General features: G+C 63.8%; 17 protein-coding genes and 1 pseudogene. 13 read left to right on the top strand and 5 right to left on the bottom strand.

Annotation, left to right across the window (positions count from 1 at the left end; translation table 11 throughout):
- From DLM46_RS30055 to msrQ, 3 genes and pseudogenes are all read left to right on the top strand, one after another.
- Positions 1–124: pseudogene (locus DLM46_RS30055) on the top strand (c-type cytochrome biogenesis protein CcsB); the annotation flags it as partial.
- Positions 125–310: 186 nt separating this feature from the next.
- Positions 311–1,306, top strand: a complete 996-nt coding sequence (gene msrP / locus DLM46_RS30050; protein WP_115106737.1) for a protein-methionine-sulfoxide reductase catalytic subunit MsrP — start codon at positions 311–313, stop codon at positions 1,304–1,306.
- A gap of 11 nt (positions 1,307–1,317) precedes the next feature.
- Positions 1,318–2,013, top strand: coding sequence for a protein-methionine-sulfoxide reductase heme-binding subunit MsrQ (msrQ, locus tag DLM46_RS30045; RefSeq protein ID WP_115106735.1), 696 nt, complete (start codon positions 1,318–1,320; stop codon positions 2,011–2,013).
- A 103-nt stretch (positions 2,014–2,116) separates the two neighbouring features.
- On the opposite strand, the gene lysA is transcribed toward msrQ, so the two are convergent.
- On the bottom strand, positions 2,117–3,379 hold the full coding sequence (gene lysA / locus DLM46_RS30040) for a diaminopimelate decarboxylase (RefSeq protein ID WP_115106733.1): 1,263 nt from the start codon (positions 3,377–3,379) through the stop codon (positions 2,117–2,119).
- A 9-nt stretch (positions 3,380–3,388) separates the two neighbouring features.
- Positions 3,389–3,736 carry an LPS translocon maturation chaperone LptM gene (lptM, locus tag DLM46_RS30035; RefSeq protein ID WP_115106730.1) on the bottom strand — a complete coding sequence of 116 codons (348 nt, stop codon included), beginning with the start codon at positions 3,734–3,736 and terminating at the stop codon, positions 3,389–3,391.
- Positions 3,737–3,771: 35 nt separating this feature from the next.
- Between lptM and cyaY the strand changes: the two genes are divergently transcribed.
- Positions 3,772–4,089 (top strand): iron donor protein CyaY, encoded by a 318-nt coding sequence (gene cyaY / locus DLM46_RS30030; RefSeq protein ID WP_115106728.1) that lies wholly within the window; start codon positions 3,772–3,774, stop codon positions 4,087–4,089.
- Between the two features lie 110 nt (positions 4,090–4,199).
- Here cyaY and DLM46_RS30025 read toward each other — a convergent pair whose 3' ends face one another.
- Positions 4,200–6,596, bottom strand: coding sequence for a penicillin-binding protein 1A (locus DLM46_RS30025; RefSeq protein WP_115106726.1), 2,397 nt, complete (start codon positions 6,594–6,596; stop codon positions 4,200–4,202).
- 254 nt (positions 6,597–6,850) lie between these two features.
- Here DLM46_RS30025 and pilM point away from each other — a divergent pair, with 254 nt between their 5' ends.
- The 7 genes from pilM to DLM46_RS29990 all read left to right on the top strand — a co-directional run bounded on the left by pilM (position 6,851) and on the right by DLM46_RS29990 (position 14,224).
- Positions 6,851–7,855, top strand: coding sequence for a type IV pilus biogenesis protein PilM (gene pilM, locus DLM46_RS30020; RefSeq protein ID WP_115106723.1), 1,005 nt, complete (start codon positions 6,851–6,853; stop codon positions 7,853–7,855).
- Positions 7,852–8,571: a fimbrial assembly protein gene (locus tag DLM46_RS30015; RefSeq protein ID WP_425274027.1), complete on the top strand. Its 720-nt coding sequence runs from the start codon at positions 7,852–7,854 to the stop codon at positions 8,569–8,571. Before pilM ends, DLM46_RS30015 begins: the two co-directional genes overlap by 4 nt.
- A complete protein-coding gene (locus DLM46_RS30010) occupies positions 8,568–9,491 on the top strand; it encodes a hypothetical protein (RefSeq protein WP_115106720.1) in 924 nt (307 codons plus the stop codon). The genes DLM46_RS30015 and DLM46_RS30010 overlap by 4 nt, the downstream gene beginning before the upstream one ends.
- Positions 9,488–11,206 (top strand): type IV pilus secretin PilQ, encoded by a 1,719-nt coding sequence (locus DLM46_RS30005; RefSeq protein WP_115106718.1) that lies wholly within the window; start codon positions 9,488–9,490, stop codon positions 11,204–11,206. Before DLM46_RS30010 ends, DLM46_RS30005 begins: the two co-directional genes overlap by 4 nt.
- A 106-nt stretch (positions 11,207–11,312) precedes the next feature.
- Positions 11,313–11,864, top strand: a complete 552-nt coding sequence (locus tag DLM46_RS30000; protein WP_115106766.1) for a shikimate kinase — start codon at positions 11,313–11,315, stop codon at positions 11,862–11,864.
- Between the two features lie 8 nt (positions 11,865–11,872).
- Entirely contained in the window at positions 11,873–12,949 is a 1,077-nt protein-coding gene (gene aroB, locus DLM46_RS29995; RefSeq protein ID WP_425274026.1) for a 3-dehydroquinate synthase, read from the top strand.
- A gap of 72 nt (positions 12,950–13,021) precedes the next feature.
- Entirely contained in the window at positions 13,022–14,224 is a 1,203-nt protein-coding gene (locus tag DLM46_RS29990) for a deoxyguanosinetriphosphate triphosphohydrolase (RefSeq protein WP_115106712.1), read from the top strand.
- A 98-nt stretch (positions 14,225–14,322) separates the two neighbouring features.
- Here DLM46_RS29990 and DLM46_RS29985 read toward each other — a convergent pair whose 3' ends face one another.
- Positions 14,323–14,703, bottom strand: coding sequence for an ElaB/YgaM/YqjD family protein (locus tag DLM46_RS29985; RefSeq protein WP_115106764.1), 381 nt, complete (start codon positions 14,701–14,703; stop codon positions 14,323–14,325).
- 306 nt (positions 14,704–15,009) lie between these two features.
- Positions 15,010–15,732 carry an OmpW/AlkL family protein gene (locus tag DLM46_RS29980; protein WP_115106710.1) on the bottom strand — a complete coding sequence of 241 codons (723 nt, stop codon included), beginning with the start codon at positions 15,730–15,732 and terminating at the stop codon, positions 15,010–15,012.
- A 187-nt stretch (positions 15,733–15,919) separates the two neighbouring features.
- On the opposite strand from DLM46_RS29980, the gene DLM46_RS29975 reads away from it, so the two are divergent.
- Positions 15,920–16,627 (top strand): transposase, encoded by a 708-nt coding sequence (locus DLM46_RS29975; protein ID WP_115106707.1) that lies wholly within the window; start codon positions 15,920–15,922, stop codon positions 16,625–16,627.
- 294 nt (positions 16,628–16,921) lie between these two features.
- On the top strand, positions 16,922–21,625 hold the full coding sequence (locus DLM46_RS29970) for a glutamate synthase-related protein (RefSeq protein WP_115106705.1): 4,704 nt from the start codon (positions 16,922–16,924) through the stop codon (positions 21,623–21,625).
- Positions 21,626–21,640: the final 15 nt, after the last annotated feature.

Raw genomic sequence — 21,640 nt, 5'->3', positions numbered from 1 at the left:
GATGAAGGGCCTGCGCGGCGCGGCGGCGGCCTGGTGGGCGCTGACCGGCCTGCTGGTGACGACCTTCGCGTTCCTCGGCGTCAACATGTTCCTGTCGGGGCTGCATAGCTACGGCAAGCTGTAATATCCGCCGTTCTGAAGCGACCAAGAACCGCCGCGTGCTCCGCACCGGCGGTTTTTTTACGGCTGGCGGAATATTTGCAGCGGCCAGCGTGTTTGTTAGAGCAGTACGCGTGAATGGCGAGGCGTGCCGATCATCAATATGGCCCCGTAAGGCGTACCTACCAACGGGCCGGCAAGGAGCAGCACGATGTGGATCAAGCGAAGCGACAGAATTCAACTCACCGGCGATGACATCGCGCGCAGCGAAATCACGCCGCAGCGCGTCTTCGAGAACCGGCGGCGCGTGTTGCAGGCGGCGGGCGCGGTGGCGCTCGGCAGTCTGATCGGTGTGAATGGCGAAGCGCTGGCGGCGTATGCGTCGCCGGATCCGAAGGCGCAAAAGCTGGCGGCAAAGACCAACGCGAAGTTCGTCGCGCTCGACAAGATCACGCCGTTCAAGGACGTCACCACCTACAACAACTACTACGAGTTCGGTACGGATAAAGCCGATCCGGCGCAGAACGCCGGCACGCTTCGGCCACATCCGTGGAAGGTGAGCGTCGAAGGCGAGGTGAAGAATCCGAAGGTGTACGACATCGACGAATTGCTGAAGCTTGCGCCGCTCGAGGAGCGTGTGTACCGGCTGCGTTGCGTCGAGGGTTGGTCGATGGTGATTCCGTGGATCGGCGTGCCGCTATCCGAGCTGATCAAGCGGGTCCAGCCCACCGGCAACGCCAGATACGTCCAGTTCATTACGCTTGCCGATCCATCGCAGATGCCGGGCCTGTCGACGCCGGTGCTCGATTGGCCGTATTCCGAAGGTTTGCGGATGGACGAGGCCATGAATCCGCTGACGCTGCTGACGATGGGCGTCTACGGCCAGGTGCTGCCGAATCAGAACGGCGCGCCGGTCCGTGTCGTGGTGCCCTGGAAATACGGCTTCAAGAGCGCGAAGTCGCTGGTGAAGATCCGCTTTCTCGACAGGCAGCCGCCAACCAGCTGGAACACGTACGCGTCGAACGAATACGGTTTCTATTCGAACGTCAACCCGAACGTCGACCATCCGCGCTGGAGCCAGGCGACCGAGCGGCGCATCGGCGAGGACGGTTTTTTCACGCCCAAACGCAAGACGCTGATGTTCAACGGCTACGGCGATCAGGTCGCGTCGCTGTATCAGGGCATGGACCTGAAGAAGAACTTTTGAGCAGCGTGAACATGGCTTCCGATACGCAACCTGTTGCTCCAACCGCGCGCCAGGTGCTGCGAGCGCAATCCGCATCGGCGGCCGCCAGGCGGCCTGCGGCCGGCGTGCGCTGGGTCGTACCGGCGAAGATTGCGGTGTTTATCGCCGCGTGGTATCCGCTCGCGCGCATCGTGTTGTTCGGTATGACCGACCGGCTCGGCGCGAATCCGATCGAGTTCATCACGCGCTCGACGGGGCTCTGGACCCTTGTGTTTCTCTGCGTCACCTTGGCCGTGACGCCGTTGCGGCGGTTGAGCGGCGTGCCGGCGCTGCTGCGGTTCCGTCGCATGCTCGGCCTGTATGCGTTTTTCTACGCGACGCTGCACTTCACGACCTACCTGTGGTTCGACAAATGGTTCGATGTCGCGGCGATTCTGAAGGATATCGGCAAGCGGCCGTTCATCACCGTTGGCTTTGCCGCGTTTGTGTTGTTGATCGCGTTGGCGCTCACGTCGCCGCGCGCGATGGTGCGCAAACTCGGGCGCCGCTGGCAGACGCTGCATCGTGCGATCTATGCGATCGGCGCGCTCGCGATTCTGCATTTCTGGTGGATGAAGGCGGGCAAGCATGATCTGCTGCTGCCGAAGATTTACGGCGCGATCATGATCGCGCTATTGGGATGGCGGTTCATCGTATGGCTGCGTGAGCGGAGGTTGAACACGCGCTGACCACGCTGTACGGCGCGCAAATAGAAAAAGGCGATGCCGCGGTGGCATCGCCTTTTTTATGCTGCGTTGGCGTTGGCGCAGGTTTTGACGCTGATTTTGACGTTTACGCCGGCAAGATCGTTTCGCCTGCAAACAGTTGCCTTACTTCTTCGCGAGCGCGAACCACATGCGCTTGTGTACCATCGATCATGACCTCGGCCGCGCGCGGACGCGTGTTGTAGTTCGAGCTCATCACGAAGCCGTACGCGCCGGCCGAGCGAATCGCCAGCAGATCGCCCGGTTCGACTGCCAGCAGACGCTCGCGGCCCAGCCAATCGCCGCTTTCGCAAACCGGCCCGACCACGTCGTACACATGAGCGGGCACTTTGTTCTTAACGACCGTGTCGATCGCGTGATACGCCTCGTACATCGCGGGGCGCGCGAGATCGGTCATCGCAGCGTCGACAATGGCGAAATTCTTTTCCGCGCCCGGTTTCAGAAACTCGACACGGGTGAGCAGCACGCCGGCATTGCCCACCAGCGAACGGCCCGGCTCGAAGTACACCTCGCGGTGGCCGTGACCGCGCGCTTCGATGCGATCGAGCACGGTGCGCACGAAGTCGCCGATTGCCGGCGGCGTTTCGTCGTCGTAGGTAATGCCGAGACCGCCGCCTACGTCGATGTGGCGAATCTTCACGCCATCCTGCTCGATCTGCTCGACCAGTTCCAGCACCTTATCGACCGCGTCCAGATACGGCGCGACTTCGGTGATCTGCGAGCCGATATGGCAATCGATGCCGACTACGTCGAGATGCGTCATCGCCGCGGCGGCGCGATAGGTGGCGCGTGCATCCTCGAACGCGACGCCGAACTTGTTCGACTTCAGGCCGGTGGAAATATACGGATGGGTCTTCGCATCGACGTCCGGATTCACGCGCAGCGACACCGGCGCCTTCTTGCCCATTGCCGCGGCAACCGCGTTCAGGCGGTCCAGTTCCGGAATCGATTCGACGTTGAAGCATTTGACGCCGGCCGCGAGCGCCTCGCGCATTTCATCCGCGTTCTTGCCGACACCGGAGAACACGGTGTTTTCCGCTTTGCCGCCGGCCGCCAGCACACGCGCCAGTTCGCCGCCCGACACGATGTCGAAGCCTGCGCCGAGACGCGCGAACACGTTCAGCACTGCGAGATTGCTGTTCGCCTTGACGGCGACGTGCACGCTCGCGCGACGGCCTGCGCAGGCGCCGGCATACGCGTTCCATGCTTCGGTGAGCGCGGCGCGCGAGTACACGTACAGCGGCGTGCCGAACTGTTCGGCGAGTGAGACGGCGGACACGCCTTCGGCGTGCAATACGCCGTCGACGTAGTCAAATGCGGATCGAGTCATGCGAAAGTCTTATTGAACGGGGGTGACGGCGGAGGCGGGCAGCGGGGCTGCCGTGGCAGCGGATGCAGCGGACGAGGGCGGCGTGGCGAGTTCGCTTTCCGGCGCCAACGAGAGCGGCGTGCCCGACGTGTCGGGTACGGTGCCAATTCCGGAGGCGGTTTCCGCGCCGGGTTTCACTTCGTCCGGCGACGGCGGTTGCGTGCGATCGATGGGCTTGGCCGGCAACGGCGGCACGGTCGGCAAGTAGAGCGAACCGCGCTGCCCGCAGCCGCTGAGTGCGCAACCTGCGAGAATGGCTAAAACCGCTACAATCGCGCGGCCGGGCGCCGCCGCGCGCATCCGAGATACGACTCGCATGACTGTCCCTGAATAATGAATCGATGGAGTTTAGCATGTCCGATAGTGAATACCTGACCCGCGCGGAAGCCGCGCTAGCCGCCATCGAACGCGCGCTCGACGACACGGAAGCAGACATCGAATTCGAGCGTAGCGGCAATGTCCTGACCCTCGAATTCGAGAACCGCTCGAAGATTATCGTGAACCTGCAACCGCCGATGAGCGAGATCTGGATCGCCGCGAAAGCGGGTGGTTTCCACTTCCGTTTCGTCGACGGCGAGTGGCGCGATACTCGCAGCGGCACGGAATTTTTCGCGGCGTTATCGGACTACGCGACGCAGCAGGCTGGCGAACCGGTCCGCTTTGAAGCGTAAATTTGAAGCGTAAAGCCCACCGCTGAAACAGCCGCCGAAACGAAACCGCCGCGCATCGAGCGCGGCGGTTTCGTTTTGACAAGTTCTGCGCGGTTCAGGCGCCACAGGCGCTAGTGCCCGCGGAACAGATTCATGATGTCCTGCTTTTCCTGTTCGCCGACTTGCTGGGGCGCCGCCTCGGCCGCCGAGGCCTGCGCATCGAGCGTCGCCTGACTCACGCCGACTGTCGCGATGAAGCCATGCCCAGGCGTGAAGTCGTCGAAATACAGCTCTGAGCCGACTTCGGTGACGTCGTCCGGCATCGGCATCTTGTATTCCGGCACGCCCTTGAGCGCGCGTCCCATGTAGTCGATCCACACCGGCAACGCCAGACCGCCGCCGGTTTCGCGGTCGCCCAGACTGCGCGGATTGTCGTAACCGATCCATGCAATGGCCGTCAGCGTGTGCTGATAACCGGCGAACCATGCGTCGCGTGAATCGTTGGTGGTGCCGGTCTTGCCGGCGAGATCGGTGCGCTTCAACACGTTGGATTTCGCGCCCGTGCCGCGTTGCGCCACGCTTTGCAGCAGGCTGTTCATCACGTACGCATTACGCGGTTCGATCGCGTGCGGCGCGCTCTGCTCGGCGACCAGCGGTTGCGCATGCGCGACCACGACACCGCGCTGGTCGGTGACTTCGGCGATCAGGTATGGGTTGATCCGATAACCGCCGTTGGCGAACACTGAGAACGCGCCAGCCATCTGCAACGGCGTGACGAGACCCGCGCCGAGCGCCATCGGCAGATAAGCCGGGTGACGATCCGCGTCGAAGCCGAAACGCGTGATGTACTGCTGCGCGTACTTGGTGCCGATCTGGTTCAGGATGCGGATCGAGACGAGATTCTTCGACTTCTGCAACGCGGTGCGCATCGTCATCGGACCGTCGAAACCACCGCCATAGTTTTTCGGCTCCCACGCCTGGCCGCCGGTTTCAGCGGCGCTGAAAAAGAGCGGCGCGTCGTTGATGACCGTGGCCGGTCCGAGCCCTTTTTCGAGCGACGCCGAATAGATGAACGGCTTGAAGCTCGAACCCGGCTGCCGCCAGGCCTGGGTGACGTGATTGAACTTGTTCTTGTTGAAATCGAAGCCGCCGACCAGCGCGCGAATCGCGCCGTCCTGCGGAATCACCGACACGAACGCGCCTTCGACTTGCGGCAATTGCGTGATCGACCAGCTGCCGTCGTCGCCCTTGACCAGACGGATGATCGCGCCGGGCCGCACGCGTTGATTCGGCTGCGCGCGCGTGCCGAGCGCGAACGCGGCGAAGCGCAGGCCGTCGCCCTGAATGGTCGCGACGTTGCCGTCGATGAAGGTGGCCTGCACCTGCTGCGGGCTCGCCGCGGTCACCACCGCTGCGATGATTTCGCCGTTGTCGGGATGTTCGAGCAGGGCGTCGTCGATCGCCTGTTCGCGGTCGTCCGCATCGGACGGCAAGTCGATGAACGCCTCCGGGCCGCGATAGCCGTGGCGCCGTTCATAGTCCATCAGACCTTTGCGCAGCGCACGATAAGCGACGTCCTGGTCGGCCGAGTCGACTGTCGTGACGACGTTCAGGCCGCGCGTGTAGGCCTCTTCGCGATACTGCGCGTACATCATCTGCCGCACCATTTCCGCGACGTACTCCGCGTGCACGCTGAATTCCTTGCCGGCACCCTTGACGACGAGCGGCTGCCTGCTTGCCGCGTCGTACTGTTCCTGGGTGATGTAATGCAGTTCGTACATGCGCTGCAGGATGTACTCCTGCCGCACCTTCGCGCGTTTCGGATTGACCACCGGGTTGTACGCCGACGGCGCCTTCGGCAGGCCGGCCAGCATCGCCGATTCAGCCAGCGTCAGATCCTTCAGATCTTTGCCGAAGTACACCCGTGCCGCACTCGCGAAGCCGTACGCGCGCTGGCCGAGATAGATCTGATTCATGTAGACCTCGAGAATCTGATCTTTCGTCAGCTTCGATTCGATCTTGTACGCGAGCAGCATCTCGTAGATTTTGCGCGTATAGGTCTTCTCGCTCGACAGGAAAAAGTTGCGCGCCACCTGCATCGTGATCGTGCTCGCGCCCTGCGTTGCGTGGCCATTGGTCAGCGCGACGAAGCCTGCCCGCGCGATGCCGGTCAGGTCGACGCCGCCGTGATCGTAGAAGCGCGCGTCTTCGATGGCGAGCACGGCCTTCTTCAGGCTATCGGGCACGTCCTGAATATGCACGACGTCGCGCCGTTCTTCACCGAATTCGCCGATCAGCACGTGGTCGGCCGTATAGATGCGAAGCGGCACCTTGGGCCGGTAGTCGGTGAGCGCATCGAGCGACGGCAGGTTCGGCGTCGCCACCACCAACGCGTAGCCGAGCACCAGCAGCACGCACAGAATGCCTGCGACGATCAGACCCACAAAGCCAAGGACGAGCTTGAGCCACAACGGGCGTTTGCGCTTCCGCGGTGCGGGCGGCGGGGACGTAGGAGACGTGGATTGCATATGGACACCAAAAAACAGTCCCGCGATTATAGCTGCCTCGCTTTTGAGCTTTCGGCGTGCTTACTGACAGTTCTCGACAAGTCTTCGCGCCGCGCAGGAATGACTTCACTGTAGCCGTTTTGAGCGCGTGCAGGGCGCACGTTACGCGCCGTTAGCCATTCGGCTGAGTGTCGCGCGGCGGCGCGGCTACGCACAATGCTTCCTCGTTACTCGCGTTCGAATGGTTCGTCGCGTGAGTGTGAAGGGAGGGCGTGATGACGTTCAAAAGTTCGTGGCTTCAGGGAGTGCAACTGGGAGTGGAGCGCTTGGGAGAGCGCTTTGCGGAACGCTTCGCGGCGGGGATCGATGTCGGTTCGCAGGCGGTGCGTCTCGTCGTGGTGAGCCAGCGTTCGCAATTGCGGATCGAATACGTGACGAGCGTGCCGATTGCCGCCGGCGCGATGGCCGGCACGGAGATCGCCGACCGGCACGCGGTGGCGCGTGCGTTGCGCGATGCCGTCGCGGGGCTGCCGCGCGCCTGTGCTCCGCACGCGCTGCGCTGCGCGATGGCGCTGCCCGCGTCGGCCACGCTCACCACCACGATGCCGCTAACAAGGCTCGCCGCCTTGAGCGGTTGCGCGCAAGACTATGGGCATGAACTGGCCGGACTGGAACCCGCGGTGATGAGCGAAGTGGAGCGCATCGCGGGGCTCGAGCGGCATGCGTTGGCAGTCGACTGGTTCCTCGACGAGGCGCCGTCGTCTACCCGCTCGGTGACGATCGCCGCGACCGCGCGGCAGCATCTCGAAGCGCGCATCGAATGCGCGGCTACCGCCGGCATTTCGCTGACCGCGATCGACGGAGAGCCGCATGCGGCGCTGCGCGCAATGCGTTACGCGGCCAGTCATGAATTCGATTCGCACGAGCCTTATGCCGCGGTCTGGATCGGTGCGGATGGCGTGTACGGGTGGCGCATCGTCGACGACAGCATCGTCGGCGAAATGCGCTATCCGGCGCCCGAGCACTCGGATCTCGCCGACGCGCTGCGCGATCTCGCCGACGGTCCCGCACTCGACTGCGCGTTGTTGAGCGGCGAGGTCGACCTGCTCGACGGGGTAGGTTTTTCGCTTGCGGATATGGCCGACGTATTGGGCTGCACGGTGTTGCCATTCGAGTGTGCAGCGCTTGGCAGCCTTGCGCGATCGCTAACGGATCCGTTGTTGCACGAGCCCGCCGGTGCGGTCGCATTCGGCCTTGCGTTGCGCGGGGTGCTCGAATGATGCGCAGCCGCTTGCATGCCGCCGGTTCAGGCATGCCGGCTTCGTCGCGCGGCATACGCTTCATGCGGCCCTGGCTTGGCGGTTTCAATCTGCTGCCCTATCGGCAACGTAACGCACGGCTTGCGCGGCGGCGCTGCCTGCTCGAATGGATCGGCGCGTGTCTGGCGGGTTGTGCCGCTGTGCTTGCGTTGGCCGGATGGCTGGCGTTCGAGCGGACGCGCCTCGATGCGCAGCGTGCGTCGCTCGAACGGTCGCTCGCGCAACTGGCTGCGCCGCTCGCCGAGCACGCGAAGTTGCTGCGTGCACAAGACGAACAGCGCAAAGGGGCCGCGCGTGCTGTGAGCTTGTCCGAGCCCCTGACGCATCTGCGCGATCTGCTCGACGCCCTGAGTTTCGAACCGGGCGATGGTGTCGTTCTGCAGCAGTTACGTCAAAGCGAACACGAGACGGAATTGCTGGCGACTTCGAACGGACATATTGTGTCGGCCGGCTGGCTCAAACGCTTGAGTGCGGTGCGCGGCGTGAAGGGCGCGGAGGTAAGCAATCTTCATCGCTCGGCCTCACGCAGCGATGCGGCAGCGGCGGCCGGCGAAACAGGCCCGATCGAATTCAGCGCGCGCTTGCGTTGGAGCGATCCGCTTCGCAAGGCGGCTCATGCGTCTGCCTCCGCTGTGCAACGTCCGATGAAGACTGAACCATCGAGAGGTGCGCAATGAGTACGACGTTTATCGACATGGGCGGCGCGGCAGGCGCGCGGCTCTCTTTGTCCCGTTGGATGAAGCATGTGCGCTTGCCGATCGGCGCATGGAGCAGACGGCGCCGCCTCGCGATCGCATTGCTGATTGCTGCGCTGGTGTTCGGCCTAGGCGCGCACGGCTGGGTCGTTGCCGATCTCAGCGGCCTCGGAGCAAGCCGCACAGCATTCGATGCAGCCGCGCGGCATCTCGCAGACGCACGCCGCGCGCTGACGCAATTGCCCGCGCTGCGTCGCAAAGCCGCGGGCACGCCCGCCGCGCATCTGCCGATGTCATGGACCTCCGCCGACGACGTGCGCGTCGTGTCCGAGTTGGCCGCACAGAATAACGTCGCGTTGCTCTCCGTGGAGCCGGGAGCGGCGAGCGGCTCGGGCGCTGAACATATGCGGCCGGTACGAGTCACCGCGCAGACCGATTTCGTCCACCTGATGTCATTTCTGCGCGGGCTGTCGGACCTGCCGGTGCTGATCGTCCCCGAAGACGTGACCGTCAGGCGGCACGGCGTGTTGCTTGCAGTAAGCGCGACGCTGCGCGTGTTCAGCGCGCTGAGGCCTGCGGCTTCGAGTGCGGCCGCGAACGAGGTCGCCGACGACAGTCTCGATTCCGACGGAGACGAAGACATCGTGTTCTACGATCCGTTCTCGTTGCCCCAAATGCTGGCAGGCGCGGACCTGCCCGACGCTTCGCAGCTACGTCTGGCCGGCTTGCTGCGCGATCGCACCCACGCGCTTGCCTTGCTGGAAACGCCGGACGGCGCGGCGACCGTCGCGCCGGGGCAGCAGTTCGGTGCCGAGCGCGTCACGCGGGTCGACGCGTTCGGCGTTACGTTGGCCAATGGCGGGGCGTCGCGCACTCTGGCGTTTGCGGAGGCATTCTTATGAGGGTGGCAAAGCCAATTCGCCGCATCGCGTGGCGCGCGTGCGCGCGTTTCTGCCTGGGTCTCTTCTTCATTGGCGCGGCGGAGGGGGCCGGCATCGCGCATGCGTCGGCCCAACTGCTGCCACCGTGGCCGACGTTGTCCGCGCGCATGCCGCACGACGACGCGATTGCACAGCTCGACGTCCCATACACTGTGCCGCCACTGCCGCGCGGCATGGCTGGCGAAGTGCCCAACCCGTTTAACGACGGTGCCGCCGATGAACCAGGGGCATCGCTCAGGGCATCGCGCGCAACGGCAGCCTCCGGCGATGACGGCGCGGACGATGCGCTCAGCGATGCGGACGGCTCCGCGCCGCTGTGGCCGCGATCCGCCGCCTCTGCTCGCGCAACTGCCGCTCGCGACGAATCCGCCGGGACACCCGCACTCGAAGGTCCGCCGGTGCCGCTGCCGCCGCTGGCGCGCCTGCGCGACGCGTCGAAAAGCCCTGCCGACAGCGGGCTCGCCGCCGACGATAAGCCCATCACGCTGAACTTCCAGCGCGCCGAACTCGGCGCGGTGCTCAACGCATTCGCCCAGTTCACCGGACTGAACATCGTTGCGAGCGAAAGAGTGCGCGGCGCCGTTTCGCTGCGGCTCGACAAGGTGCCGTGGCGCACCGCGTTCGACACCTTGCTGGACGTCAACGGTCTGGCGATGGAGCGCCACGGCAATGTGATCTGGATCGCGCCCATCGCCGATCTGGCCGCGCGTGAACGGCAGCGCTTCGAAGCGCACGCCCGGGCCGCCGATCTGGAGCCGCTCGCGAGCCGCACCTTCGACCTGCGTTACGCGCGCGCCGAGGACGTGCGGCGCCTGCTGACAGGCTCCGGCAACCAGCGCGTGCTATCCAGGCGCGGCGCCGCGACGGCCGATCCGCGCACCAATCTGCTGTTCGTCACCGATCTCGAGGGCCGCCTCGCGCAAATTACCGAACTGCTCGGGTCCGTCGACCGGCCGAGCCGCCAGGTGCTGATCGAGGCTCGTATCGTCGAAGGCGAGCACGGGTTTTCGCGCAATCTCGGCGTGCGCCTGTCGATGGCCGCGGCCAATGCCGACGGCACCGCCTTGGGTCTCACTGGCGGCAAGGACGGCGTCGTCTACGATCTCTCGGCGCGGCCGATTTCCGGGTTCGACGCCGCCACCGCCGGCCTGACGCTGTTCGCCGCGCAAGCCACGCGGTTGCTCAATATCGAGTTGAGCGCGCTGGAAGCCGAAGGTCGCGGCGAAATCGTTTCGAGTCCGCGGGTGGTGACAGCGGACCGGATGAAAGCGGTCGTCGAGCAGGGCACCGAGCTGCCGTATCAGGCCAAAGTGGGGCAGGGCGTGTCCGGCGTGCAGTTTCGCCGCGCCACGCTCAAACTGGAGGTCGAGCCGCAAATCATGCCCGACGGCCGGGTGGTGCTGGATCTCGACGTCGCCAAAGATAGCGTTGGCGAGCAGACCGACGCCGGCCCGGCGATCAACACCAAACATGTGCAAACGCGGGTCGAAGTCGAAGATGGTGGTACGGTGTCGATCGGCGGCATCTACGCGACCGACAATCGGGACGATGTGACGCGGGTGCCGCTCCTGGGCAAAATACCGGTTTTAGGCGCGCTTTTTCGCCACCGGGCCCATCGCGACAAGCGCAGTGAACTGGCGATTTTCATCACGCCGCGCGTCGTTCAGACAAATTAGGGGCATGCTGCTGCCGCCCGGGAGCGGCGGCGCGCAGGCTCGACAAGGCAGCCGCTTTGCCAGTAAGCTGCGGCACGAACCATACCGGATTAGCCAGAGGACACCGTTGCAAGCGCGGGACGCACACGCCAATGTATTTTTTGTAGGGCTCATGGGGGCAGGCAAGACCACCGTGGGCCGGGCCGTTGCGCGCCGGCTGGACCGCCCGTTCTTCGATTCCGATCACGAAATCGAGGCACGCACGGGCGCGCGCATCCCGGTGATCTTCGAACTCGAGGGCGAAGCGGGCTTTCGCGACCGTGAAGCGCACGTGATTTCCGACCTGACCGCGCGCGACAATATCGTGCTCGCCACGGGCGGCGGCGCGGTGCTGCGGCCTGAAAACCGCGAAGCCCTGCAAAATCGCGGCGTGGTGATCTATCTGCGCGCCAACCCGCACGATTTGTGGCTGCGCACACGGCGCGACAAGAATCGCCCGCTTTTGCAGACCGAAGACCCCAAAGCGCGCCTCGAGGCGCTCTACGAAGTACGCGACCCGCTGTACCGCGAATGCGCGCATTTCGTGATCGAAACCGGCCGGCCTTCGGTCAACGGACTCGTCAACATGGTTCTGATGCAGCTCGAGATGGCCGGCGTCGCCAAACATCCTGCGTCATAATGGACCGTATGATTACCGTCAATGTCGAACTGGGCGAGCGCGCCTACCCCATCCATATCGGTGCCGACCTGATCGGCCAGACCGCGTTGTTCGCGCCGCACATCGTCGGCAGTTCGGTCACCATCGTCACGAACACCACGGTCGATCCGCTATACGGCGACAAGCTGCGCGCCGCGCTGGCACCGCTCGGCAAGCAGGTTTCCACGGTCGTGTTGCCGGACGGCGAAGCGTACAAGAACCTCGAAACGCTGAATCGGATTTTCGACGCGCTGCTCACCGCGCGCGCCGACCGCAAAACCACGCTGATCGCGTTGGGCGGCGGCGTGATCGGCGACATGACCGGTTTTGCCGCGGCCTGCTACATGCGCGGCGTGCCGTTCATCCAGGTGCCGACCACCTTGCTGTCGCAGGTCGATTCGTCGGTGGGCGGCAAGACCGGCATCAATCACCCGCTCGGCAAGAACATGATCGGCGCGTTCTACCAGCCGCAAGCCGTGATCGCCGACATCGGCGCGCTGCGCACGCTGCCGGCGCGCGAACTGGCGGCGGGCGTCGCCGAAGTGATCAAGACCGGCGCGATAGCCGACGCTGGTTTCTTCAGCTGGATCGAGGCGAATGTCGAGCGGCTCAATCGCTGCGAGCCCGAGGCGCTGGCCGAGGCGGTCAAGCGCTCGTGCGAGATCAAGGCGTCGGTGGTGGCGCAGGACGAGCGCGAAGGCGGGCTGCGCGCCATTCTCAATTTCGGCCACACCTTCGGCCACGCGATCGAAGCCGGACTCGGCTACGGCGAATGGCTGCACGGCGAGGCGGTGGGCTGCGGAATGGTGATGGCGGCGGATCTGTCCGTGCGCCTGGGCTATCTCGACGAAGCCGCGCGCAAGCGTCTCGTCGACGTGATCGTCGCCGCGCGTCTGCCGACTCGCGCGCCCGCGCTCGGCGAGTCGCGCTATGTCGAACTGATGCAGGTCGACAAAAAGGCCGAAGCCGGCGCGATCAAATTCATTCTGCTGATGCGTTTCGGTGAGACGCTGATCACCCAGGCGCCCGACGCCGCCGTGCTCGCCACGCTGGCCGCCGCCGTCTAGATACGGCGAGGTACCGCAGCAAGGCATCACGCGCCAGCGTCACGAGGCGCCGCCCATGTTTCGGAGAAACCGGTGACTGACAGGCGCAGCGACGATGTAATGGATGACCAGGAGGGTACGCCAGCGATCGGCGTGCCTTCGCCCGCAGCACTCGAAGCGCATCTCGCGCCGTATGCGGCGCATTCCGCGCAGTCGCGCGGCCGCCGCTATCCCGAAGCCGCGCCTAGCGCGCGCACCGAATTCCAGCGCGATCGCGACCGCATCGTCCACTCGACGGCGTTCCGCAGGCTCGAGTACAAGACCCAGGTATTCGTGAATCACGAGGGCGACCTGTTCCGCACGCGTCTCACGCACAGTCTCGAAGTCGCGCAGATCGCGCGTTCCGTGGCACGCAATCTGCGGGTCAATGAAGACCTCGTCGAAGCTATTTCTCTCGCGCACGATCTCGGTCATACGCCGTTCGGCCATGCAGGGCAGGACGCGCTGAACGAATGCATGCGCGAACACGGCGGCTTTGAGCACAACTTGCAAAGCCTTGCGGTGGTCGACGATCTCGAGGAGCACTACGGCGCGTTCAATGGCCTCAACCTCTGCTTCGAAACGCGCGAAGGCATCCTCAAGCATTGCTCGCGCGAGAACGCGCGGCGGCTCGGCGCACTCGGCGAGCGCTTTCTCGAAGGACGGCAGCCGTCGATCGAAGCGCAGATTGCAAACGTCGCCGACGAGATCGCGTACAACAATCACGACGTCGACGACGGATTGCGCTCAGGCTTACTCACCGTGGAACAGCTTGCCGAAGTGGAGTTATGGCAGACGCACTACGAGGCGGCGCGCCGCGACTTTCCGCAGATCGAAGGTCGTCGGCTGATTCACGAAACTGTGCGCCGCATCATCAACACGCTGATCGTCGACCTGATCGATACGACCTCGCTCAATCTGGTCCGGCATGCGCCGGCTTCGCTGGATGCGGTGCGGGCGGCGCCGCCGCTCGTCGCGCATAGCGAGGCGATTGCGTCGCAGGCGGCGATGCTCAAGCGCTTTCTGTTCAAGAACCTGTATCGCCACTACCGGGTGATGCGGATGGCGAACAAGGCGCGCCGTGTGGTGGTCGGCCTGTTCAGCGCGTTCACGGAAGACCCGCGGCTGTTGCCGCCCGGCTATCAGTCGCCGGACGCGTCGTTGCAGCCGCGCCTGATCGCCCACTACATTGCCGGCATGACGGATCGGTACGCGGTGAAGGAGTATCAGCGGCTGTTCGTGATCGAGGACAACTGATCGGAGCCGCGCCAGTGGGCATCGGCGCCGGAGGGCGGCGCCGCTGTGCATGCCCGTAGTGAAAATGCCGCCGCCCGTGCGGCGGCCCGGCTCGCCGCTTAGCGCAGCCGCGACGCGAACAGCGCACCCGCGATCAGGGCGACGCCGCCGACGATCGCAATCGTCTGCCACGGGTTTTCGTGCACGTACGTGTCCGCATCCGAGAGCGCGGCTTCGGCGCGCTGGCGCATGGCTTCGCGCGTGTCGTTCAAGCGGGCTCGCGCCACGTCGAGTTGTTTGCGCAATTTGCTGTGCAACGCCACGGCATCGGCCTGGGTGCCGTCGGCCAAAGTATCTTCGAGTTCGGACATCAGCGTGCGCAGTTCGCCTGCGATGTCTGCAGCCGCGTGGCGGCTGCGGCGAGCGATACGCCGCGCACGGCGGCTGGTGGCGGTCCAGGATTCGCCGAGGGCGTCTCGCGTATTCGGAAGTGCTGTCATGATCGCTCCGTCGATGAGGGTGAGAAAAACCTCCGCGTACTCATGCGGGAAACATGGCGTCACGCAACTTGGGTGCCAAAGGCTGCGCGGTGTTCCAGCGAGATCATCGCACACGTGCCGACGGTTTCTGGCGGCAGAAATTGCACCGGAAAGGTCGATTGGTGGTCAAAATTACAATGCGTCCCGCATTCACCACAATAGGTGACAGAGGCATAAAATCAAAAACGCCGTCACAGGTGTGACGGCGTTTGGCCGAGGTGCGGACTGTTCGCGACGGTTCGATCCATGCAGGCACAGCCTGCCTTCCTAGAACACGTAACCTATCTTCGCGAAAGTAACGATCGGGTTGAGTCTGATTTTTGCCTCGGACGTCACGGTCAGGTTGCCGACCGGAGTCGACGCGTTCGAGGTCAGTTTCGCGGTTACGCTGAGCGGTATGTATGAGACGGAGAGCCCTGCGAACCAGTGTTTGTTGAACGCATAGTTGAAACCGAGATTAAACACCGGTGCCCAGGAACGATCCGTGGATACCGAGGTCGGACCATGCAGTACGCCTTGTTCAAACGCAGTGTTGGTGATCTTCGCGTCCGTGAACCAGACGTACGTGACGCCGAGGCCGGCATACGGTCGGAACGCGGCAGTGGCGTCGTTGAAGTAGTATTTGAACAGGAGCGCAGGGCTCCATTGCCTCGCGGAGCCTAGCGTACCGAATTGCTCGAAGCTGCCTTTGCCTAGCAGGTTGAATTTCGGCGGAATGCCAATTTCGGCTTCCGCGGAGATGTGATCGGTGACAAAGTAGCCTAGGCTTAAGCCGATGGTGTCGGCGCTGTCGATGCCAGCGCCGGTGCCGGGGAATGAGATGTTGACGGGTGTCCCGCCGACGCTTGTTTCCTTCAACGGATCGCTACTGTCTTGGGGGGCGAAATGGAACCACCCCGTCGTAGCGTAAAAACTGCCGGCCGATTGCGCGTGAGCTGCCGTCATGCAGGCGAGCGCCGCGATCCCCGTTATGGCTTGTTTTAATTTCATATGTGCTCCTCCAAAAAAGGCCCGCTCATTATGACCACAACGTTTGAAACAAACCATAAGCGGCAGTTAGAGCTTTCTCCCTAAGCGCCGGGCGGTTTCCGGCTAAGCCGCGCCGCGCCGAACCCAGCGCCCATGCGGCTTTTCGGACCTTCGGGTATATACCAACGCGACTATTGGATACTCCAGCATGGCACGGCTTGCACGTCTCTATGTCCCTGATCAGCCGCAGCACGTCATCCTCCGTGGACTCGACCAGCAGCCCGCATTTGTCGACGACCAGGACTACGAGCTTTTCATCGACTGTTTGAAAGCGGCTTCGCGCGACCACCATTTGTCGATCCACGCGTATGCGTTGATGCCGGGCGCGGTGCAACTGCTCGTCACACCGACCGAGGAGTCGAGTCTGCCGAAGGCGATGCAGGCGGTAGGGCGCCGCTATGTCGCCCACTTCAACCGGCGTTACGCGCGTCGCGGCACACTATGGGAGGGCCGCTACCGCGCCACGGTGATCGAAGGCGAGCGTTACTTCCTGCTGGCGAGCCGGGTCGTCGAGATGTGTCCGGTGCGCACGCAGATCGTGAGCGCGCCAGAGGACTGCCGCTGGTCGAGCTACCGCCATCACATCGGCCTCACGCTCGACAGCCTCATTACTGATCATCCGTTGTACTGGTCGCTCGGCAACACGCCGTTCGAGCGGCAACGCGCGTACCGCGAGCTGTGCGAGCAGCCGCTCGACGAGCGCGAAGCCAGCCAGCTCCAGCAGGCCACCTTGAAAGGCTGGGTTCTGGGCAGCGAAACCTATCGCGAGTGGGCGGCGCGGGCCGCGAACCGGCGGGTGTCGCCGCTGCCGCGCGGGCGGCCACGCAAGGTGCGTGAGACGCCGCAGACGCAATAAAGCGTTTCGCATCAAAGGGCTGCGCGCGCAACGGCATCTTCGGATGCCGTTTTCTTTGCACCGTTTTGATGTGGAACCAATAAAAATTAGCCGCAATGCACCAACTTGATAATAGGGGTCATACCATCAGGTTTTGTTTGCTATTCCATTGATTCGTCGCGTATATTCCGAATTCCGGCGTTTTTTGGTACGCGTAGCATCCCGCGTAGAGAGCGTCGTCGCGGTGGCGGTGCGCACTGCGGCAATAGAAAAACGGTTTAACGGCCTGTCCGGCCCCTCACAGACGGTGTCCCCATGAACGACCACCAGCAACCGACTCACCCGGTTCCCGCCGCACAAGGTCTGTACGACCCGCAAAACGAGCACGACGCCTGCGGCGTCGGCTTCGTCGCTCACATCAAGGGCAAGAAAAGCCACGAGATCATCGAGCAAGGCCTGAAGATTCTCGAGAACCTCGACCACCGGGGCGCTGTCGGTGCCGATCCGCTGATGGGCGACGGCGCGGGCATCCTGATTCAGATTCCAGATGGCTTCTATCGTGAGGAAATGGCCAGGCAGGGCGTGACGTTGCCGCCGCACGGCGAATACGGTGTCGGCATGGTGTTCCTGCCGAAGGAACACGCGTCGCGTCTGGCCTGCGAACAGGAGCTCGAGCGCACGGTGAAGGCCGAAGGCCAGGTCGTGCTCGGCTGGCGCGACGTGCCAGTCGACCACACCATGCCGATTTCGCCCACCGTCAAGGCGAGCGAGCCGCTGATCCGCCAGATCTTCATCGGCCGCGGCAAGGACATCATGGTGACCGACGCGCTCGAGCGGAAGCTGTATGTGATCCGCAAGACCGCCAGCCACCGCATCCAGGCGCTCAAGCTCAAGCACGGCAAGGAATACTTCGTGCCGTCCATGTCGGCGCGCACGGTAGTCTACAAGGGCCTGCTGCTGGCCGGCCAGGTCGGTGTGTATTACCGCGACCTGCAGGACGAGCGCACCGTCTCGGCGCTGGCGCTGGTGCACCAACGCTTCTCGACCAACACGTTCCCGGCGTGGGAACTGGCCCACCCGTACCGGATGATCGCCCACAACGGCGAAATCAACACGGTGAAGGGCAACGTCAACTGGCTGAACGCCCGCACCGGCGCGATCGCGTCGCATGTGCTCGGCGACGATCTGCCGAAGCTGTGGCCGCTGATCTACCCGGGCCAATCCGATACGGCATCGTTCGACAACTGTCTCGAACTGCTGGTGATGGCCGGCTACCCGCTCGTCCACGCAATGATGATGATGATCCCGGAAGCCTGGGAACAGCACACGCTGATGGACGACAACCGCCGCGCGTTCTACGAATACCACGCCGCGATGATGGAGCCGTGGGACGGCCCCGCCGCGATTGCCTTCACCGACGGTCGTCAGATCGGCGCGACGCTCGACCGTAACGGCCTGCGTCCGGCCCGCTATCTGATTACCGACGACGACCTCGTCATCATGGCGTCGGAAGCCGGCGTGCTGCCGATCCCGGAGTCGAAGATCGTCAAGAAGTGGCGTCTGCAGCCGGGCAAGATGTTCCTGATCGACATGGAACACGGCCGCATCATCGATGACAAGGAACTGAAGGACAACCTCGCCAACGCCAAGCCGTACAAGAGCTGGATCGACGCAGTTCGCATCAAGCTCGACGAAATCGAACCGAAGGCCGAAGACGTCGTCACGGAACGCCGCGAGGCCGCTGCCTTGCTGGATCGCCAACAGGCGTTCGGCTACACGCAGGAAGATCTCAAGTTCCTGATGGCGCCGATGGCGCAAGCCGGCGAGGAAGCCGTCGGTTCGATGGGCAACGACTCGCCGCTGGCGGTTATGTCCAACAAGAACAAGACGCTCTATCACTACTTCAAGCAGCTGTTCGCGCAGGTGACGAACCCGCCGATCGACCCGATCCGCGAAAACATGGTGATGTCGCTGGTGTCGTTCGTCGGTCCGAAGCCGAACCTGCTCGACACGAACAACATCAACCCGCCGATGCGTCTCGAAGTGTCGCAGCCGGTGCTCGACTTCAAGGACATCGCGAAGATCCGCGCGATCGATCAGTACACGGGCGGCAAGTTCAGCTCGTATGAACTGAACATCTGCTATCCGGTGGCCTGGGGCAAGGAAGGCATTGAAGCGCGCCTCGCCTCGCTGTGCGCGGAAGCCGTCGACGCTGTGAAGTCCGGCTACAACATGCTGATCGTGTCGGACCGCAAGACCGACCGCGACAACGTCGCGATCCCGGCGCTGCTCGCTACCGCCGCGATCCACACGCACCTCGTGCAGCAAGGTCTGCGCACGAGCACGGGTCTGGTCGTCGAAACCGGCTCGGCGCGTGAAACGCACCACTTCGCGCTGCTTGCGGGCTACGGCGCGGAAGCCGTGCACCCGTACCTCGCGATGGAAACGCTCGGCCAGTTGGCCGCCGGTCTGAAGGGCGACCTGTCGGCGGAAAAGGCGGTCTACAACTTCACCAAGGCAGTCGGCAAGGGCCTGCAGAAGGTCATGTCGAAGATGGGCATTTCGACCTACATGTCGTACACCGGCGCGCAGATTTTCGAAGCCGTCGGTCTCGCGGAAGATCTGGTCGCGAAGTACTTCAAGGGCACTTCGTCGAAGGTCGGCGGGATTGGTCTGTTCGATGTCGCGGAAGAAGCGATCCGTCTGCATCGCGACGCATTCGGCGACAACCCGGTCCTCGCGAACATGCTGGACGCGGGCGGCGAGTACGCGTACCGCGTGCGCGGCGAAGAACATATGTGGACGCCGGATGCGATCGCCAAGCTGCAACACTCGGCGCGCAGCAACTCGTACCAGACGTACAAGGAATACGCGCATCTGATCAACGATCAGACCAAGCGCCACATGACCTTCCGCGGCCTGTTCGAGTTCAAGCTCGATCCGTCCAAGGCGATCCCGCTCGACGAGGTCGAATCGGCGAAGGAAATCGTCAAGCGTTTCGCCACCGGCGCGATGTCGCTCGGCTCGATCAGCACCGAAGCGCACGCCACGCTGGCGGTCGCGATGAACCGCATCGGCGGCAAGTCGAACACCGGCGAAGGCGGCGAGGACGAAAACCGTTACCGCAACGAACTGCGCGGCATTCCGATCAAGAACGGCGACACGATGAAGTCCGTGATCGGCGACGAAGTGATCGTCGACATTCCGCTGAAGGAAGGCGATTCGCTGCGCTCGAAGATCAAGCAGGTGGCGTCGGGCCGTTTCGGCGTGACGGCGGAATACCTCGCGTCGGCCGATCAGATCCAGATCAAGATGGCGCAGGGCGCGAAGCCGGGCGAAGGCGGTCAGCTGCCCGGCCACAAGGTGTCCGAGTACATCGGCAAGCTGCGTTACTCGGTGCCGGGTGTCGGCCTCATTTCGCCGCCGCCGCACCATGACATCTACTCGATCGAAGATCTGGCGCAACTGATTCACGACCTGAAGAACGCCAACTCGGCGGCCAGCGTGTCGGTGAAGCTGGTGTCGGAATCGGGTGTCGGCACGGTGGCCGCGGGTGTCGCCAAGGCGAAGGCCGATCACGTCGTGATCGCCGGCCATGACGGCGGCACGGGCGCGTCGCCGCTGTCGTCGGTGAAGCATGCCGGCACGCCGTGGGAACTAGGTCTGGCGGAAACGCAGCAGACCCTGGTGCTGAACCAGCTGCGCGGCCGTATCCGCGTGCAGGCCGATGGTCAGATGAAGACCGGCCGCGACGTCGTGATCGGCGCGCTGCTCGGCGCGGACGAATTCGGTTTCGCGACGGCGCCGCTCGTCGTGGAAGGCTGCATCATGATGCGCAAGTGTCACCTGAACACCTGTCCGGTCGGCGTCGCGACGCAAGATCCGGTGCTGCGTGCGAAATTCCAGGGGCAGCCGGAACACGTCGTCAACTTCTTCTTCTTCGTTGCCGAAGAAGCGCGCGAACTCATGGCGCAACTGGGCATCCGCAAGTTCGACGACCTGATCGGCCACGCCGAACTGCTCGACATGAAGAAGGGCATCGAGCACTGGAAGGCGAAGGGTCTCGACTTCTCACGTGTGTTCTACCTGCCGCAAGTGCCGGCTGAAGTCGCACGCAAGCACGTCGACGTGCAGGATCACGGTTTGGACCGCGCGCTCGACCACACGCTGATCGAGAAGGCGAAGGCCGCGATCGAGAAGGGCGAGCACGTCTCGTTCATCCAGCCGGTGCGCAACGTGAACCGTACGGTCGGCGCGATGCTGTCCGGCACGATCGCGAAGAAGTACGGCCACGACGGTCTGCCCGACGACACGATCCACATCCAGTTGAAAGGCACCGCGGGCCAGAGCTTCGGCGCATTCCTCGCGAAGGGCATCACACTGGATCTGGTCGGCGACGGTAACGACTACGTCGGCAAGGGTCTGTCGGGCGGCCGCATCATCATCCGTCCCACGAACGATTTCCGCGGCAAGTCGGAAGAAAACATCATTTGCGGCAATACGGTGATGTACGGCGCGATCGAAGGCGAGTCCTTCTTCCGCGGCGTGGCCGGCGAGCGTTTCTGCGTGCGTAATTCGGGTGCGACGGCGGTGGTCGAAGGCACGGGCGATCACGGTTGCGAATACATGACGGGCGGCACGGTCGTCGTGCTCGGCGAAACGGGCCGTAACTTCGCGGCCGGCATGTCGGGTGGCATCGCGTATGTGTACGACCCGGACAACACGTTCGCGGGCAAGTGCAACAAGTCGATGGTCGCGCTCGACCCGGTCCTGCAACAGGCCGAACAGGAACGCACGGTCGACAAGGGTTTGTGGCACACCGGCACGACCGATGAAGCGCTGCTCAAGGGCCTCATCGAACGTCACTTCCAGTTCACGGGTTCGCCGCGTGCCAAGGCGCTGCTCGAAAACTGGGATGCGTCGCGCCGTCAGTTCGTGAAGGTGTTCCCGACCGAATACAAGCGCGCGTTGGGCGAAATGGCCGCGAAGAAGGCGAACAAGGAAGTCCTCGCTGCTTGACTGCCGGACTCGTCG

Source organism: Paraburkholderia lacunae (assembly GCF_003353175.1).
GTDB lineage: Bacteria > Pseudomonadota > Gammaproteobacteria > Burkholderiales > Burkholderiaceae > Paraburkholderia > Paraburkholderia lacunae.
This window is presented reverse-complemented; position numbering and strand designations above follow the sequence as displayed.